This is a genomic window from Hyphomicrobium sp. MC1, assembly GCF_000253295.1.
Classification (GTDB): domain Bacteria; phylum Pseudomonadota; class Alphaproteobacteria; order Rhizobiales; family Hyphomicrobiaceae; genus Hyphomicrobium_B.
Map to the genome: position 1 here is coordinate 2,060,626 of NC_015717.1, position 15,026 is coordinate 2,075,651.

The 15,026-nt window shown below is 61.2% G+C and carries 11 protein-coding genes; 3 read left to right on the top strand and 8 right to left on the bottom strand.

Going from position 1 to position 15,026, the window contains the following annotated elements:
* Window positions 1-230: 230 nt before the first annotated feature.
* Entirely contained in the window at window positions 231-1,457 is a 1,227-nt protein-coding gene (locus HYPMC_RS10070; protein WP_013947808.1) for an MFS transporter, read from the top strand.
* Between the two features lie 7 nt (window positions 1,458-1,464).
* Here HYPMC_RS10070 and HYPMC_RS10075 read toward each other — a convergent pair whose 3' ends face one another.
* From HYPMC_RS10075 to HYPMC_RS10095, 4 genes are all read right to left on the bottom strand, one after another.
* Complete coding sequence (locus tag HYPMC_RS10075) at window positions 1,465-2,601, bottom strand: alpha-hydroxy acid oxidase (RefSeq protein ID WP_024275889.1); 1,137 nt, start codon at window positions 2,599-2,601, stop codon at window positions 1,465-1,467.
* Between the two features lie 51 nt (window positions 2,602-2,652).
* On the bottom strand, window positions 2,653-3,033 hold the full coding sequence (locus HYPMC_RS10080; RefSeq protein ID WP_013947810.1) for a cyclophilin-like fold protein: 381 nt from the start codon (window positions 3,031-3,033) through the stop codon (window positions 2,653-2,655).
* A 237-nt stretch (window positions 3,034-3,270) separates the two neighbouring features.
* Complete coding sequence (locus tag HYPMC_RS10090; protein WP_013947812.1) at window positions 3,271-4,518, bottom strand: beta-ketoacyl synthase; 1,248 nt, start codon at window positions 4,516-4,518, stop codon at window positions 3,271-3,273.
* A gap of 92 nt (window positions 4,519-4,610) precedes the next feature.
* Window positions 4,611-4,880, bottom strand: coding sequence for an acyl carrier protein (locus HYPMC_RS10095; protein WP_013947813.1), 270 nt, complete (start codon window positions 4,878-4,880; stop codon window positions 4,611-4,613).
* A gap of 331 nt (window positions 4,881-5,211) precedes the next feature.
* Here HYPMC_RS10095 and HYPMC_RS10100 point away from each other — a divergent pair, with 331 nt between their 5' ends.
* Window positions 5,212-6,936, top strand: coding sequence for a long-chain fatty acid--CoA ligase (locus HYPMC_RS10100; protein WP_013947814.1), 1,725 nt, complete (start codon window positions 5,212-5,214; stop codon window positions 6,934-6,936).
* Window positions 6,933-7,373 (top strand): MerR family DNA-binding transcriptional regulator, encoded by a 441-nt coding sequence (locus HYPMC_RS10105; protein WP_013947815.1) that lies wholly within the window; start codon window positions 6,933-6,935, stop codon window positions 7,371-7,373. Before HYPMC_RS10100 ends, HYPMC_RS10105 begins: the two co-directional genes overlap by 4 nt.
* A gap of 100 nt (window positions 7,374-7,473) precedes the next feature.
* Here the strand turns inward: HYPMC_RS10105 and HYPMC_RS10110 are convergent, their stop codons facing one another.
* The 4 genes from HYPMC_RS10110 to HYPMC_RS10125 all read right to left on the bottom strand — a co-directional run bounded on the left by HYPMC_RS10110 (window position 7,474) and on the right by HYPMC_RS10125 (window position 14,857).
* The gene (locus tag HYPMC_RS10110) at window positions 7,474-8,787 is read right to left on the bottom strand and encodes a cyclopropane-fatty-acyl-phospholipid synthase family protein (protein WP_013947816.1); all 1,314 of its coding nucleotides are present in this window, start codon (window positions 8,785-8,787) and stop codon (window positions 7,474-7,476) included.
* Between the two features lie 85 nt (window positions 8,788-8,872).
* Window positions 8,873-10,174 carry an acetyl-CoA C-acetyltransferase gene (locus tag HYPMC_RS10115; protein WP_024275892.1) on the bottom strand — a complete coding sequence of 434 codons (1,302 nt, stop codon included), beginning with the start codon at window positions 10,172-10,174 and terminating at the stop codon, window positions 8,873-8,875.
* Window positions 10,175-10,323: 149 nt separating this feature from the next.
* On the bottom strand, window positions 10,324-12,342 hold the full coding sequence (locus HYPMC_RS10120) for a 3-hydroxyacyl-CoA dehydrogenase NAD-binding domain-containing protein (protein ID WP_013947818.1): 2,019 nt from the start codon (window positions 12,340-12,342) through the stop codon (window positions 10,324-10,326).
* 37 nt (window positions 12,343-12,379) lie between these two features.
* Window positions 12,380-14,857, bottom strand: coding sequence for an acyl-CoA dehydrogenase (locus HYPMC_RS10125; protein ID WP_013947819.1), 2,478 nt, complete (start codon window positions 14,855-14,857; stop codon window positions 12,380-12,382).
* Between the last annotated feature and the right edge of the window lie 169 nt (window positions 14,858-15,026).

The following is a 15,026-nucleotide window of genomic DNA, read 5'->3' on the forward strand; positions in this document are numbered from 1 at the left end:
TCTAAGGCTCGGTGCGGGAGACTGTGGATTATTGAGTCTTTGGTGCATGTTCGCCACGCAAGCCCATAGAAGATTTGGATAAATACAATCCGCCCACGCCCATTTGATACCTCAACAAATCGGCCGTATTTGCCTTCCAGAAGCGGCTCCGAAACGTCGGCGATGGCTCGCGCGTTTCGGTTTGGGCAAACAGCGGCAATCCGCTTTAAGGAGACGGCACCCGCCGCCTGATGGACACGCAATCCTCGCAAACCGAACCGCAAACGCTTTGGCGCCATTCGCCGCTGCAGTACTTCCTGTGGGGGCGCGGTTTTTCGAAATTCGCTTCGCAGATTTTGACCGTTGCGGTCGGCTGGCAGGTCTATGCGCTGACGAGCAGCGCATTCGACCTCGGCATGGTCGGCCTCGTGCAGTTCCTGCCGACGGCCATTCTGGTGTTCGTGGCCGGGCACGCTTCCGACCGGTACGACCGCAAGCGCGTCATTCAGCTTTGCCAGATCGTCGAGGCGACGGCGGCGGTTTTTCTGGCTTGGGGCAGCTACCAGGGCTGGATTACGGTGCCGCAGATCTTCGTGGCTGTCGCCGTGTTCGGCGTCGCGGGCGCATTCGAAAGTCCAGCGACGGCGGCGCTGCTTCCGGGCGTTGCGCCGAACGGCTTACTGCAGAAGGCGACGGCGCTCTCGACCGGCGTTTTTCAGTTCGCGGCGATCAGCGGCCCCGCAATCGGCGGCCTCGCCTATGGCATTTCGCCTGCCGTGCCTTACGTCATCATGACCGTGTTCTGGATTGTTGCGTCAGTGCTTAATGGCGCCATCGTACTCGACCGGCCGGTCGCGCCGCGCGAATCGCCGACCGCCGGCGCGCTGTTTGCTGGGGCGCATTTCGTCAGAAACAATCCGGCGATCCTTGGCACGATCTCGCTCGATCTCTTCGCGGTGTTACTGGGCGGCGCGTCGGCATTGCTGCCGATTTATGCGCGCGACATCCTGCACACCGGACCGTGGGGCCTCGGCATGCTGCGCGGTGCGCAGGCCGTCGGCGCATTAATGATGACCGGCATTCTGGCGCACTATGCGATTACAAAGCACGTCGGTATGCGCATGTTCCAAGCTGTGATCGTGTTCGGGATTGCGACCGTCGTGTTCGCGCTTTCGAAGGAGGTTTGGCTATCGGTTCTCGCCCTCGCCGTGATGGGTGCGGCCGATACGATCAGCGTCGTCATTCGCGTGTCGCTGGTGCAGCTGGCAACACCCGACGACATGCGCGGGCGCGTGGGTGCGGTAAACTTCCTGTTCATCAACGCCTCGAACCAGCTGGGTGAATTCGAGAGCGGAATGACGGCGGCTTTGCTCGGCGCGGTCCCCGCGGCCGTTCTCGGCGGGCTCGGTACGATTGCGGTGGCGCTGGTCTGGATGAAGCTCTTTCCCGTGCTGCGCAACCTGCAGCGCCTGGAATGACGGTCAATCAGTTTTCGAGACAATCACGCGAGATCTGGTCGATGGTGCGAACACCCGCAAGCGCCATCGTGACATCGAGTTCCTTGGCGATGAGATCAATAGCTTTGGTCACACCTGTTTCGCCTGCCGCGCAAAGCCCATAAAGATAGCTGCGGCCCAGCCAACATGCGCGAGCACCAAGAGCGAGGGCGCGGAACACGTCCTGGCCGGAGCGAATGCCGCCATCGAAATGCACTTCCACGTCGTCGCCGACGGCATCGATGATGCGCGGCAACATCGAGATCGACGAGGCCGCGCCATCGAGCTGGCGGCCACCGTGGTTGGAAACGACGATCGCCGACGCACCGCTTTTGACGGCCATCCGCGCATCGTCGGCGTCCATGATGCTTTTGATGATGAGCTTGCCGGGCCATTGCTCACGAATCCAGGCGACGTCGTCCCACGACAGCGCTTGGTCGAACTGGCTGTTGATCCAGTCCATGTAGGAGAGAAGATTTTCGGTGCCGGGAATGCGCCCGGCGACGTTGCCGAAGGTCTTGCGCTTGCCCATCAGCACGTTCGCGATCCAGGCGGGTTTCGACGCGATGCGACCAATCGTGCTGAGCTTGATGCGTGGTGGAACGGTCATGCCGCTGCGCACGTCGCGATGACGTTGGCCGAGCACCTGAAGATCGACCGTCAAAACCAATGCGCTGCAATTCGCCTTACGCGCACGCGCAATGAGATCGGCGACGAAGCCGCGATCCTTCATGAAGTAGAGCTGAAACCAGAACGGCTTCGACACGGCTTCGGCCACGTCTTCAATGGAGCAGATCGAGAGCGTGCTCAGCGTGTAGGGAATACCAGCCTTCTCGGCGGCCCGTGCCGCAGCGATCTCGCCGTCACGATAGGCCATGCCGCTGAGGCCAACCGGCCCCAACACGAGCGGCAAAGGCTGCGTCTCACCGAGCACCGTCTGGATTTGATTGCGATTGGCAGCGCCCGCCAAGACGCGCTGGCGGATCTTGATGTTCTGAAGATCGCGAAGATTAGCGGCGAGCGTCGTTTCGGAATACGAGCCCGATTCGTAATAACCCATGAAGTCGCTCGGAACGCGCTGGTGCGCCAAGCGCCGGAGATCGTCGATGCAGGCAACCGATCGCAAAATCGCGGAACCAGACCGGAGCACGTCAGCAACTCACGAGGAATAGCGGCGTCAGCATTCGGCTTCGCTGACGGAGATGACGACGCCGGAATGTACCGACTTAAGCTGACGGACATCATCAAGCGCTTCCGCCCAGACATTGCAGGGTCCGGCTAAACGGATTTCACCGCGTGTCCGCGATAGCGGCGTTGGACCGAAGCCGATAGAAATTGCGTCGCCTTCCGGCCAAAAAACAATGTCACCGGCTTTGACGGTGACACGGGCATCAGGCTCGGCTGCTGAACTGACCGGAGCGTCGAAATAGATTTCGCCGCCCCAAGTCCGCGCCGCAGACTCGATGGGCAGTGCGGCCCATATCCGTTCGGCGGTGGGCGTGTCGAGCAGCCTTGCGCGAATGGCAACACTCCCGGCCCGGATCACGATCTTTCGCATACCGCACAAATCCCGATCAGCGCTTCGCGACCGGGACGAGAATACGGCCGCAATGGGGAAGTCTCTCATCGAGAACCGTCGCCATCAAGCTTTTTACGGGTCTCGAAAGCGAACATAATGTCCTGCGCGCATGAAAATCGCGCAGGATTTGCCGTTTGCGCAGCGCAATGTGGTTATTGCGATTGCGAAAGACGGCCGCGCCTGACGTCATTTGGCAACGGCCGAATTGCAATGCGATCACTTCGGCGCGGGTCCGAACACCAGCGAGGTGTTCAAGCCGCCGAACGCGAGCGAGTTCGACATCGTATAGCCGAGCTTCATTTCGCGGCCGACGTTCGGGATATAGTCGAGATCGCAGCCTTCGCCGGGCTCATCGAGACCAATAGTCGGCGGCGCCCAGTTTTCGCGCATCGCCATGATCGTCGCGACGGCTTCGATACCGCCGCCCGCACCGAGCGGATGGCCGTGCATCGACTTCGTCGACGAAATGGCGAGCTTGTAGGCGTAATCGCCGAAGACGTTCTTGATCGCCTTCGTCTCGTTGAGATCGTTGTCGGCGGTCGCTGTGCCGTGCGCGTTCAGATAGTCAATCTGCTCGGGCGTGATGCCGGCATCTGCGAGCGCATCCTTCATGGCAACGCTCGGGCCTTCGACGGTCGGCTTCACCATGTCCTGGCTGTCGGACGCCATGCCATAGCCGCAGAGTTCGGCGAGGATCGTCGCGCCGCGGGCCTGGGCATGTTCGAGGCTTTCGAGCACGAGAACGCCCGCGCCATCGGCGAGAACCGTACCGTTACGCTTCTTCGCGAACGGGAAGCAGCCTTCGGGGGAGAGCACGTGCAGCGCCTGCCAGGCTTTCATCGTGCCGTAGTTGATGACGGATTCCGATGCTCCGACGAGTGCGACGTCGACCATGCCGTCACGAATGTAATCGCGACCGATGCCGATCGCGTGCGTCGCCGTCGAGCAGGCCGAGCAGGTTGCGAATGTCGGACCTTTGACGCCGAATTCGATGCCAACGTGGGCCGCAGCCGACGAACCGATGATACGCAGAAGCGTCAGCGGATGCGTTGCGCGCTTGTTATGAATGAAGAGATCGCGATAGGCGGTCTCAAACGTCGTCAGACCGCCGGCGCCCGAACCGATGATGCACGCCGCGCGATACGGATCGACGAGCGGCATTTCGAGGCCTGCCATCTTCACGGCTTCATCCGCAGCAGCGGCGGCGAACCAGGAATAGCGGTCAGCGAGGGTGATGATCCGGTCGCGCTTGAAGTGCTTCAGGCGCTGCTTGGGATCGAATCCTTTGATCTGAGCGGCGATCAGAATTTTGAGATCGTCGACTGGAAAGCCTTCCAGTTCACTGACACCCGATTTGCCGGCCTTAATGCCAGCCCAGAAATCGGGAACGTTCTGCCCGATCGGAGTTACGACTCCGAGACCCGTGACGACGACACGGCGTCCCGGCTTACTATTCGACATCATCAATCTTTCTTGCCTAGCGAATGCGCGGAAACCCCCGGTAGGGGGTTCCGGCCTTCACATATTTAATTTCGACAGAAGATCGCTCGCGGCCATCAAGCCTTGGCTGCGGAAGCCTGCTTTTCGGCAATCAACGACTTCACGCGATCAACGACTGAGCCGACAGTCTTGAACGCTTCGACTTCTTCATTGGCGTTGTATGGGATCTCAATCCCGAAGCCATCTTCAATGTCGAAAACGATCATAGCAAGATCAAGTGACTCGATCTTGAGATCTGTAAGCTGGGTGTCGAGCGAGATATCGTCGCGCGGCTCCTTCATATGCTTCTTGAGGATTTCAATAACCTTAGTCGCGACTTCGTCCATCGGCCTCTCCCACCCTCGCAATCCCTGCGACGGGCCAGTTTTGCTTGGCATCTACTAAATCAAGAGCCCTTGATCAGCAAGCGGGGGGGTCACTTATCCTTAAACAACCGCGAAGTCTAGGTACGGACCGTCGCGCTTGCCCCCTCGTCGCCGACCTCGACCGCTCGCTGCCTCATCGACAGGTGTTTACATGAGCGATCAAGCGCTAGCGTTGGCCGCCGAAAATTGTCTAATATTCGCGCGTCCCTTGCTGGTTACTGCACGGTTTAAGACATCTTCAGCGAAGGTCAACGCGATCCGGATAAAATAAAATCGAGTGACCGGACAGACCATGACAGCAGAAGCCACCTCACCTGTGTCCCAGATGTCGCCCCGGTGGGTCGATCATTACCCGGCAGGCATCGATTGGCGCATGCCAATCCCCAAGGGGACCGTGCCCGGACTGCTGGACGAGGCTGCTGCCCGCTATCCGCAAAACCCCGCTATCGGCTTTCTGGGCCGCTCCACGTCCTATTCGGATCTAGCGGCCGAGGTCGACCGTGTGGCTGCCGGCTTGCAACGGATCGGAGTAAAACGGGGCACCAAAGTCGGGCTTTTTCTGCCAAATACCCCGACTTTTATTGTGTATTATTTTGGGATACTCAAAGCGGGTGGAACCGTCGTCAACTTCAATCCTCTTTATACTGTCGAAGAGCTGACGTTCCAGGCCAGGGACAGCGAGACGGAGATCATGGTTACCCATGATCTGGCTCTGCTGTTCACCAAGATCGAGGCTTTGCTGCAGGCGAGCGTCATTTCGCGCGCCGTCGTCGTGCCGTTCGCCAGCGTGCTTTCGCCGCTGAAATCTGTGCTGTTCCGGATTTTCAAGCGCAAGGACATCGCCAACGTCACACGCTCGCCAAGTGCGGCGCGGGTGGTCGATGGCCTCGAGCTGGCCGCGACGCGAACTCCGTTTTCGTCGGTTGCCATCGATCCCGACAATGATATCGCCGTTCTGCAGTACACCGGCGGCACGACCGGCACGCCCAAGGGCGCCATGCTCACGCACGCCAACATCGTCGCCAATACGAAGCAGGTCGTGGCCTGGGGCACGGTCCTGAAGCCCGGCGAGGAGTGCGTGCTGGGCGCCCTGCCGCTGTTTCACGTGTTCGCCATGACGGTCGTCATGACGGTCGGCATCGAGCTGGCAGCGAAAATCGTGCTCATTCCCCGCTTCCAGCTGATCGAGACGCTGAAGCTGATCAACAGCGAAAAGCCGACGATGATGCCAGTCGTGCCGACGATTCTGACGGCGATGCTCAATTTCGAGCACATCAAATCGTACAATCTTTCGTCGCTCAAATTCTGCCTTTCGGGCGGCGCACCGCTGCCGCTTGAGACGAAACTCAAATTCGAGGCGATGGCGGCCGGCTCGACAAAGGTCGTGGAAGGCTACGGGCTTTCCGAGACGTCGCCGGTCCTGACGGCCAATCCGCTGGACGGCGAGCCGGTTTCGGGCTCCATCGGCATGCCGCTTCCAGGCACCATGATTTCGCTGCGAAGTCTGGATGACCCGACGAAAGAGGTTGCGCAGGGCGAGCGCGGCGAACTTTGCGCCAAAGGGCCGCAGGTCATGAAGGGCTACTGGAAGCGCCCGGAGGAAACCGCGAAGCAGTTCGTCGGCGACTTTTTGCGAACCGGCGACGTCGCGGTGATGGACGAGAACGGCTATTTCGCCATCGTCGACCGCATCAAGGATCTCATCATCTGCTCGGGCTTCAACGTTTATCCGCGGCGCGTGGAGGAGGCGATTTATGCGCACCCGGCCGTCGAAGAAGTGACCGTCATCGGCGTTCCCGACCCCTACCGCGGCGAAGCGCCGAAGGCGTTCGTCAAATTGAAGGCCGGTATGACGGCGACGGCACCGGAGATGCTCGAATTCCTGAAAGCCAAAATCTCGAAGATCGAAATGCCAGCGGCTATTGAGTTCCGCGACAGCCTGCCGAAGACCATGATCGGCAAGCTGTCCAAGAAAGAGTTGACCGCCGAGGAAGCCCAGCGCGGCAAATCGGCATGACGGTCAAAACCGCTCCGCTCGCGCGCCCCGAAGCGCCCCAACGCGAGAAGCCGCGCGATGCCACGGCCTATTCGATTTCGGCGCTGGCGAAGGAATTCGGAATCACGACGCGCACCATCCGCTTTTACGAGAGCCGCGGCTTGATCTCACCGCAGCGGATCGGCACGACGCGGAAATATTCCAAGCGCGACCGGGCGCGGCTTATTCTTATCCTGCGCGGTCGAAACCTCGGGTTCACTGTTGAAGACGTCAGCGAATATCTGTCGCTTTACGATTCCGATCCTGCGCAATTGGCGCAGACGCGATTGCTGCTCGACAAGGTGACGGCCGCGATCGACGATCTTGAGACAAAACGGCGCGACATCGAGCGGTCGCTGGCCGATCTCAACGAAATCCGCGCGCGTTGCGATGCGCACCTGAAAGCGCGCGAGCGTTAGATTCTCGTTGTCGCGGGTGGCCTGGTTTAGGCCGATGATGCATTCCGACGCTCGTGCGGATGCCCGATGGATTGGTTGCGGAGCTACCGAGCCCGCGGCGCTAGCGATAAAGGTCCGCACGGGTTGGCGGGAGCATGGGCGTGCGTTTCGCTGACTTCGACGCGAGCGTCTGGAACAGCCGCAGCGTGCCGCGCGAAAACGCGAGGCTGACGCCTGCGAGATACGCGACCCAGATACGATACTTCTCTTCACCCACGTACTGAATCGCCTGGTCCTTGTTTTCCGTCAGGCGCTCGCACCAGAGCTGGCACGTGCGCGCGTAATGCAGCCGCCAGCCTTCGACGTCGTGCACTTCGAAGCCCGCGCGCTCCATGGCGGAGATCGAGTGGCCGATGTCGTCCAGTTCGCCGCCGGGAAAGATGTATTTGGCGATGGCCTTCTTCTCCGGTCGCATGCGACCTTTGAAGAAGCCCGGCTTGTGCTTCGGCGCACGGCGCGAAATGGCATGATTGAGGAACAGGCCGTCGTCGCTCAAAAGCGAGCGCACCTTCTGCATATACGTCGGGATGTTCTTAAGTCCGATATGCTCGTACATGCCGATGGAGGCGATCTTGTCGAACTTGCCGGTCAGCTTCGAATAGTCCGACAGTTCGAACGTCACGCGGTCGGCAATGCCGAGACGCTTGGCCTTGTCACGTGCGAACGCAAGCTGCTCTTCCGAAAGCGTCACGCCATGTGCGGTGACGCCGAAGTTCTGCACGGCATGACACAGCAGGCCACCCCAGCCCGCGCCGATGTCGAGCATTCTGTCGCCGGGCTTCAGACGCAGCTTCCGGCAGATCATCTCCAGCTTGTCGTGCTGGGCCTGTGCGATGTCGTTCGACCAATCCGTATAGTAGGCGCACGAGTAGACCATCTCGGGATCGAGAAAGAGCGCGTAGAAATCGTTCGACAGGTCGTAGTGAAATTGAATGTAGGCCTTGTTGTCGGCGGTCTTGCGGTTCTTGCCGGTAATTTCGCCCTCAAAGCCGTGTGCGTCACGTGCCTCCGATGGTTTCGCGAACAGGAACGGCGAGAGTTTCAGTGCGAGGCTCGCGATCTCGCCGGGCTTCAGCTTCACGCCCTTGCGGCCGTCCTGTAGGCCCTTGCCGAAATCGACGAGCGTGCCGCCGGAAAAGTCGATGCCCTTCTCGACGTATTGGCGAATGATGGAATCGAGCGATGGGCGGCGCAGGATCGCGCCGATCACGCCAGGGTCGCGGATCGAGATTTCGAAGTTCGATTGCGGCGCTTTGCTGAGCGGCAGGCGCGTGCCGTCCCACAGCCGCACCCAGCCATCGACGTCCAGACGCTCCGCCAGACTGCGAACGAGCGCGCGCGCCGCTTCGAGTTGCCTATCGTCTTTCGCGCCCATACGTCCCTTCCCTCGCCGCCAGTAACCGCGAGGGACATAGCGCATCGGGGCGCGAGAGTCTTCCCGACTCGTCCTGTTCAGGGCCTCAGGCGGCCTGAGCCTCGATGGTCATTGGGGATTCCATGATCGCCGTCACGCCCATGCCGCCAGCCGTGCAGACCGAAATGAGCCCGCGGCCGCCTTTGGTCGACAACAGCTTAGCGAGGTTGGCCACGATCCGGGCGCCGGTCGCGGCGAACGGGTGGCCAAATGCGAGCGACGAACCTTTGACGTTGAGCTTCGAGCGGTCGATCGAGCCGAGCGGCGCGTCCTTGCCCATATGCTGCTTGCAGTAAACGGGATCTTCCCACGCCTTCAGCGTGCACAGCACCTGCGCGGCGAAGGCTTCGTGCAGTTCGTAGAAGTCGAAATCTTGAAGTGTGAGGCCTGCCCGGTCGAGCATCTTCGAGACCGCAATGGTCGGCGCCATGAGCAGGCCGTCGCCGCCGACGAAATTATTCGCGACATGCTGCCCGTAGGTGATGTAGGCCTGGATCGGCAGATTGCGCGCTTTCGCCCATTCTTCGGACGCGAGCAGAACGCTTGCCGCGCCGTCTGTCAGCGGTGTCGAGTTACCGGCCGTCAGCGTGCCGCGATCCGATTTCTCGAAGGCGTTTTTCAGCGATGCGAGCTTTTCGAGTGTGATGTCCGGGCGCAGGTTATTGTCGCGATAGACGCCCGCGAAGGGAATGACGAGGTCATCCATGTAGCCTTCGTCGTAGGCGGCGGCGCCCTTCCGGTGGCTTTCGAACGCGAGCTGATCCTGGTCGGCGCGCGGAATATGCCATTCCTGCGCCATCAGTTCGCAATGCTGACCCATCGACAAGCCCGTACGGGGCTCGGAGACGGCGGGTGGCTGCGGCGCAAGCTCGGCAGGCGCCAGGCCTTTGAAGGCCTTGAGCTTGTCCATTGCCGACTTACCCTGCTGGGCTTCGATGAGGCGTTTGGAAAATTTCTTCGTGAAGACGATCGGTGCGTCCGACGTCGTGTCGGAGCCGACGGAAATAGCGCTTTCGATTTCGCCGGTTGCGATCTTGGCCGCCGACATCAGCGCCGATTGCAGCGACGTTCCGCACGCCTGGATCAGCGTGACGCCAGGTGTCGAAGGAGCGAGCTTAGTCGAGAGCACCGCTTCGCGCGCGAGGTTGAAATCCTTCGAGTGCGTGACGACCGCGCCGCCGACGACTTCGTCGATGTGCTGGCCCTTGAGGCCATAGCGGTCGACCAATCCGTTCAATGCGCCCGCCATCATGTCGAGGTTCGACTGGTCGGCGTAAAACGTGTTCGAACGGCAGAACGGAATGCGAGTACCGCCGATCACCGCAACGCGCCGAAGTTCTCTTGCCATCAGTGTCTCCGTCAATCCCCCTCCCCTCGACGGGGAGGGGTTAGAGGTGGGGTGATAATTTTCGCGATGAATGAGGTATCGCGGTTCGTCGGGTACCCCCACCCCAGCCCCCCTCCCCGCAAGTGGGAGGGGTCAAGTGGGGAAATTCGTTACTCAGCAGCGGCGGCTTGCGTCGCGGGCGACGGGCTTTTTGCGGCGAGGTTTTTCTTGTAGTGCAGCGGGCCGCCGCGGAAGGGCGCGAAGCCGGTGCCGAAAATCATGCCGGCATCGACGAGATCGGCGCTTTCGACCACGCCCTCGTCAAGCGACTTCTGGGCTTCGTCGATCATCGGCGCGACGAGTTCGCGGCCCAACGCGTCGAGTTCGGCTTTGGTGTATTTCTTGTCGGATTTGACGGGTTTGCCGTCCTTCCAGACGTAGAAGCCCTCGCCCGTTTTTTTGCCGAGACGGCCGGACGCCACGAGGCGATCGAGGCGCGAGCCTTCGCTCGACTGGCCAAGAATTTTCGCGACATGGGCGCAGATATCGAGGCCGACGTTATCGGCCAACTCAATCGGTCCCATCGGCATGCCGAAGGTGCGTGCGGCTTCGTCGATCTTCTCCTTGTCCTCGCCCTGCTCCAGTCGCGTCATCGCGGCGAACATGTACGGCGTCAGCACCTTGTTGACGAGGAAGCCCGGCACGTCTTTCGTTATCAGCGGGAACTTGTCGATGGCTGTGACGAAGGCTGCGCCCTTCTTCACTTCATCGTCGCGCGTATTCGTTCCGCGCACGACTTCGACCAGCGGCATTTGCGCGACAGGCGAGAAGAAGTGCAGGCCGATGAGGCGGCCGGGATCTTTGAGAGGCGCGGCGATGTCTTCGAGCTTCAGCGACGACGTGTTCGTTGCGAGCACGGCGCCCGGCTTGATCCTGGTTTGGAGATCGGCAAACAGCTTCTGCTTGATGTCGAGCCGCTCGATGATGGCTTCGATGATCACGTCGGCGTGGGCGACGCCCTTGCCTTCCGGATCGGCAATAAGGCGAGCCTTGGCGGCGTCGCGCGTCGCCTTGGTCTTGAACTTCTTTGCAAACAGCTTGCCCTGCGCCTTGATACCCTTTTCGAGCTGATCCGGCGAAATATCCTGCAGCGTCACTTCCATGCCGGAAGCGACGCAAACGCCTGCAATGTCTGCGCCCATCGTGCCCGCGCCGATAACGTGGACGCGGCTCGGACGCCACTTCAGGCCGCGCGGGGCCTGGCCTTTCAGAAGTTCGGTCAGGCGGAAGACACGGCGAAGGTTTTTCGATGTGTCCGACATCATCAGCGGCGCGAAGGCTTTCGTTTCTTCGCGCTTCATGGTCTGGAGGTCGCCGCCGTATTTTTCGAACAGGTCGATCAGGCGGAACGGCGCGGGATAGTGATCCTCGCGGACTTTCTTTGCCGTCTCCTGACGCATCTTGCCGGCGAGGAAGCCGCGCGCCGGCCATTTCGCCAGCAGCGCCTTCGCAGCGCCCGCGGATTTCGACTTACGGTTTTGAAGAACGGCCTTGCGTGCCGCCCAGTGCAATTCACCGGGGCTGCCAACAAGCTGATCGAGGAAGCCCTGCGCCTTCGCGACGGTCGCGCGGATCATGCCGCCCGTCAGCATCGCCTGCATCGCGGCCATCGGGCCGGCTTGCTTGATCGACCGCGCCGTGCCGTTGAAGCCGGGGAAGATGCCGAGCTTCACTTCAGGGAAGCCGACGCGAGTTGCATCATCGCGGGTGGCGATGCGGTAGTGGCAGGCGAGGATCAGTTCCAGGCCGCCGCCGACGCAAACGCCGTGGATCGCGGCGACAACTGGGACAGGCAGCTTCTCGATGCGCTCAAACAGTTCGTTGACGGGCTTCAACGCCGAGATCACGTCCTGCTCGCTGGTGAAGGTTTCGAACTCGCGGATGTCGGCGCCGACGACGAAGCCGCGATCCTTGCCCGACATGATGACGAGGCCGCGGATTTTCTTGGACACGGCATCGGCTTCAGCCCGCGTGATGATCGTCGCCAGTTCTTCGATCGGACGGCGGCCGAGCGAATTCATGCTTTCGCCTTCGCGATCGAAAATGGCCCAGGCAATGTCCTCGCCGTCGCCCCAGTAACGCCAGTCCTTGAGATCGAGAATGCTCGGCTCAGCCGCAAATTCCGTCATCGTTCGTCCCCTCAACACAAATAGGATGCGGTAGCGGTCATTCCGCTGCCAGGCTCTCGGCGCCACGAACGTTGTGGCCGAGCGTCACGTAATTCGGTTTTACTTCCGCCGGATCGAAATGATCGACCGCGATGACACGCGCGACAAGCCGTTCGACCTCGCGAAGCTGTTCGGCTTCCGTCTCGGTGATCACAGTCTTGGCGACCGCTTCGGCAAACCAGTCGTTGCCATGATAGCGGCGCACGACGCCGTCGCGGATGGCTTTTTCGAGCTTTTTCTCGATAGGCTCGGCGGCGATCACCTTTTCCAGTGTCACTTCCAGGATACCGGTGGGGTCGTTGACGTCCTTCGAGACGTAGATATCGCGCGTCAGGCGATCGCGGACTTCGCCCGGCTGCAGGGCATGGCGCGCAACCCGATGCCCCAGCGTATCGGAGGCGGGCTTACGACGGCGGCCGAGCGGGAAGACGACAGCGCGCATCAGCGGCCGCGCCCAGCGAACCGGGAAATTGTCGATCACGCCGCTCATGGCTTCCTGGAAGCGATGGAGCGCATTTTCGGCGGCCAGCTGGACGACCAACTCGTCACCTTCCGGACGGCCGTCGTCTTCGTAGCGCTTCAAAGTGGCGGACAGCAGGTAAAGCTCGGAGAGCGCGTCGGCCATGCGGCCGGTGATCTTCTGCTTGATCTTCAGACCGCCGCCCAGAAGCGCGACCGTCAGATCCGCGACGAAGGCATAGGAGCGGCTGGCGCGGCCAAGCTGGCGATACCAGTCGGACATGCGCAGCGCGTGATCCGGCGCCTTTACGAAAGCGCCGCCGGTGACGTTGTGCACGAACGCGCCCGTCGCGTTCGATAGCGAAAAGGCGATGTGATTGTTGAAGGCGTTTTCGAAATCGTCGAGCCCACGTTTCTTGTCGGGGTTCTGGGCCGCCTGCACTTCCTTATAGAGATACGGGTGCGAGCGCAGCGCGCCTTGCGCAAAGGTGATGAGCGTACGCGTGAGAATGTTCGCGCCTTCGACGGTGATGCCGACCGGCACCATCTGGTATGCCGATTGCAGATAGTTCGCGGGGCCGTCGCAGATACCGCGGCCACCGTGAATATCCATCGCGTCGTTGACGGCGCGGCGGAGCTTCTCCGTCGTCTGATATTTCATCATCGCGGAGATGACCGACGGCTTCTCGCCGCGTGAGACCATCGCGGCCGTCATGGCGCGACCGGCCTCATTGACGTAAGCCGTCTCGATCATGCGGACGAGCGCTTCCTCGATGCCTTCCATGCGCGAAACAGGAAGCCCAAACTGCTTGCGGATACGGGCATAAGCCGACGTCACGCGCAGCATCATCTTGGCGCCGGCGGTGCCCGACGACGGCAGCGAAATGGCGCGTCCGGCCGACAGGCATTCCATCAGCATACGCCAGCCGTTGCCAGCCATCTTGTCGCCGCCGATGACCCAATCCATCGGGATGAAAACATCGTTGCCCCAGTTGGGGCCGTTCGGGAACGCCGCGCCGGACGGCAGATGGCGGCGGCCAATGTTGATGCCGGGATGATCGGCTGGGATCAGCGCCAGCGTGATGCCGACGTCCTCGCCCTTGCCGAGCAGGTTGTCCTTGTCGAACAGTCGGAATGCGAGACCGACGAGCGTCGCCTTGGGTCCGAGCGTGATGTAGCGCTTGTCCCACGACAGGCGGATGCCGAGTGTCTCCTGGCCTTTGTGAGTGCCGCGCGTGACGTAGCCCACGTCGCGCATGGTGGCGGCATCGGAGCCGGACGTCGGTCCAGTCAGCGAGAAGCACGGCACTTCTTCGCCCTTGGCGAGACGCGGCAAATAATAGTGCTTCTGTTCGTCGGTACCGTATTTTTCGATCAGCTCGCCCGGTCCGAGCGAGTTCGGAACCATGACGATCGTTACGACATCGGGAGAGCGCGACGCGATCTTGCCGAGGATCAGCGATTGCGCCTGCGCCGAGAAGCCGAGGCCGCCGTGCTCTTTCGAGATCAGCATGCCGAGGAAGCCGTTTTTCTTCACAAAGTCCCAGATCTCGTCCGGCACGTCGTGCAACGCGTGGCGCACCTGCCAGTCGTCGATCATGCGGCAGAGGTCTTCGGTCGGGCCGTTGAGGAAAGCGCGCTCTTCGGGCGTTAGCTCGATCGACGGCACGGATTTGAGCTTGTCCCAGTCGGGGGTGCCGGAAAAAAGTTCGGCGTCGAAGCCGACGGTTCCTGCTTCGAGGGCCTGCGCTTCGGTGTCGGAGACGCGCGGCAGAATTTTTCGGATCTGGGCGAAGACCGGCGCGATGATGAGGCTGCGGCGCACGGCCGGGATCGACAGCACGGCCAGCGCCACGAACGGCAGCCACGCGATCCAAGAGACGAGACCGATATGGCCGTCCGTCGCCAGCAGCGTCCAGGCGCCGACGGCGGCCGCCCAGCCCCACAGGGGCGCCCGTACCATTCCCAGCGCCAGAACAGCGGCAAAAGCCACCAGGATCAGAACAATGGGTGCCATTTCCGTGCCTCCCGAACAGGGCTGCCGCTAGGCGATCAGTCTCAGCGCGCCCTATCATCCGTTGACGTATACGTCAACTTGGGTTGCCCGCCGCCAGATGTCCAGCGCGAAGGCTTCCAGGGTCTATTCTGAGCCTAATTAATCACGTTTGTACGGCAGTCGCTAATCT

Bases quoted from the DNA above. Each gene is read 5' to 3' on its own strand.
- HYPMC_RS10070 (WP_013947808.1), top strand. From the start codon at position 231: ATGGACACGCAATCCTCGCAAACCGAACCGCAAACGCTTTGGCGCCAT.
- HYPMC_RS10080 (WP_013947810.1), bottom strand. From the start codon at position 3,033: ATGCGAAAGATCGTGATCCGGGCCGGGAGTGTTGCCATTCGCGCAAGG.
- HYPMC_RS10090 (WP_013947812.1), bottom strand. From the start codon at position 4,518: ATGATGTCGAATAGTAAGCCGGGACGCCGTGTCGTCGTCACGGGTCTC.
- HYPMC_RS10095 (WP_013947813.1), bottom strand. From the start codon at position 4,880: ATGGACGAAGTCGCGACTAAGGTTATTGAAATCCTCAAGAAGCATATG.
- HYPMC_RS10100 (WP_013947814.1), top strand. From the start codon at position 5,212: ATGACAGCAGAAGCCACCTCACCTGTGTCCCAGATGTCGCCCCGGTGG.
- HYPMC_RS10105 (WP_013947815.1), top strand. From the start codon at position 6,933: ATGACGGTCAAAACCGCTCCGCTCGCGCGCCCCGAAGCGCCCCAACGC.
- HYPMC_RS10110 (WP_013947816.1), bottom strand. From the start codon at position 8,787: ATGGGCGCGAAAGACGATAGGCAACTCGAAGCGGCGCGCGCGCTCGTT.
- HYPMC_RS10115 (WP_024275892.1), bottom strand. From the start codon at position 10,174: ATGGCAAGAGAACTTCGGCGCGTTGCGGTGATCGGCGGTACTCGCATT.
- HYPMC_RS10120 (WP_013947818.1), bottom strand. From the start codon at position 12,342: ATGACGGAATTTGCGGCTGAGCCGAGCATTCTCGATCTCAAGGACTGG.
- HYPMC_RS10125 (WP_013947819.1), bottom strand. From the start codon at position 14,857: ATGGCACCCATTGTTCTGATCCTGGTGGCTTTTGCCGCTGTTCTGGCG.